1 protein-coding gene and 1 pseudogene are annotated in these 2,281 nt (G+C 36.6%); one reads left to right on the top strand and one right to left on the bottom strand.

Annotated elements, in window-relative coordinates; translation table 11 throughout:
- Positions 1–233 (bottom strand): annotated as a pseudogene (locus H7254_RS01615) (hypothetical protein); the annotation flags it as partial.
- Between the two features lie 531 nt (positions 234–764).
- Between H7254_RS01615 and H7254_RS01620 the strand changes: the two are divergent.
- The coding region (locus tag H7254_RS01620) for a penicillin-binding transpeptidase domain-containing protein (protein WP_301931320.1) at positions 765–2,281 on the top strand (1,517 nt) is incomplete at its 3' end.

Raw genomic sequence — 2,281 nt, forward strand, 5'->3', positions numbered from 1 at the left:
ATCATTTGTACAACGTTAAAACCATAACTTACAAACATCGCAACATAGAAATATCCGGGCTCACGTTCAAATTTAAGATTACAATGAAGGCAATTTTCATGCATTTTTTGTGCCTTAAAACCATACATGGAATTAATGAACACATTTCCCTTTCTGCATCTGGGACATTTTGAATTGACAAGAGCATACAATTGAGGGACTTTATGACCCTCTTTCAGGTTTTCGGTAATCATGTGCAAATTTACTTATAAGAAATTGCAAACTGGATATTCTTAACTAATTTAAGGACGACAATTTTATGTATCCTTCAGACTGAGAGAATTAATAATTTACTTGTAAGCTTTGTTAAGATCCCTCAATGCATTCAAGAGAACAGGATGAGAAATCTGTGATTGCAAACCAATAAGCAAATTAATAATCAACTAAGCTTTCTTAAACCCTTATTGCGTTTGAAATGAGATTCGAATTGACCTGCTGTCTATAAAAAAAATGATGAAACTTATCAAAATATTAAACGTAAAGAACTGTCAGGCCTATCAGTACAACTATTGACAGGTTTCGCATGTCATCCTGATCATAGTGAAGTCTCTTAGTGAACTTAATATATGCTTTGGCTAGAATGTCTGAATAAAGAGTGTTGAGGCTAATAATTCTTTATTACTTTTACCGTCTGAAATTGACGACATAATAGAATTTTTCATTCCTCATTACGTTTAACATATTCAAGAATTTAAATAAAACCAAAAAATTTAGTAGGTCGATTAATGAATAGTTTTTTTGCAAGAAAATTTGTTGTTCAGGGGATTTTCATTGTCATTTCTATTATTTTGCTGATGCGCCTGTTTTACATACAGGTTATAAGCGATGAGTATATCCTGTCAGCAGAAAATAATGTAATTAGAAGACTGCCGGTTTACCCTGCAAGAGGAGTAATCCTTGACAGAAATGAAAAAATCCTAGTACAAAATGAGCCGGTATATGATCTTATGGTTATACCACGTGAAGTCAAAGCATTTGATACCCTGAAATTTTGCGAACTTATTGGAATAGATAAAGTGGGGTTTGATCGTCGTTTTAAAAAGGCCAGGTCATATTCACCATATAAGGCATCAATCTTTGAAAAACAGTTATCTGTTCAGGTATATGCCTCTTTTCAAGAACAACTCTCTAATTTTTCAGGTTTTTTTGTTCAAAACCGTACTGTTCGTCGATATCCTGACAGTGTAGGCGCACATTTTCTTGGATATATTGGAGAGGTAAATCAGAAAGTTATAGAAAACTCAAGCGGTTTTTATAATCAGGGAGATTACCATGGCATTACAGGTGTAGAAAAATCCTACGAAGAACTATTACGGGGCCAAAGGGGTGTACAAAACCTTATGGTTGATGCTCTGAATCGTCCCAAAGGTCATTATGCGGATGGTAAATATGACACGGTCGCAATTTCGGGGGAACGTATGATCTCCTCATTGGATAAAGAGTTGCAAAAGCTTGGTGAACATTTAATGCAGAACAAGATTGGTAGTATAGTAGCAATCGAACCTGCTACAGGAGAAATATTATCTTTTGTCAGCAGTCCAGGTTACGACCCAAACTTAATGGTGGGACGGGAAAGAGGGAATAATTACATGGCTTTACTAAATGACACCTATAAACCCATGTTTGTTCGTCCAATTCAGGCAGAATATCCTCCGGGCTCAATTTTCAAAGTTGTAAATGCTCTGGTAGCACAGCAATTTGGACTAATAAATGAAAAAACATTTTTCTTTTGTCCGGGAGGTTACCGTTATGGCCGGCGTGGCTGGATGAAATGTACTCACGTTCATGGATCTGTTGATCTCCAGGCCTCTATCAAAGAATCATGCAATACCTATTATGGGTACACTTATAGCCGGATGATAGATCATTCAGGAATGAGACCAGTCAATGCTTATAAAAGATGGCGTAGTGCCGTATCCGCTTTTGGAATCGGAAGCCCACTTGGAATTGACCTACCTGGAGAAAGGAAAGGCTTGTTACCTACCGATGAACTCTATACAAAACGATTTAAAAACGACAGATGGGGATCCGCTTACACAATTTCTTTATCTATTGGGCAGGGAGAACTTGGTATTACACCACTACAAATGGCAAATGTTATGGCAATTGTGGCTAACCGGGGATTTTTCTATAAGCCACACCTGATCAAAGCTATTGGAGACAAAAAGATTATAAAGGAAGAGTATACCAAAAAGAATAATGCAGGTATTGACGCAAAATATTTTGATGTGGTAATACAGGG

The organism is Ferruginibacter sp. (assembly GCF_014377975.1).
Classification (GTDB): domain Bacteria; phylum Bacteroidota; class Bacteroidia; order Chitinophagales; family Chitinophagaceae; genus Ferruginibacter.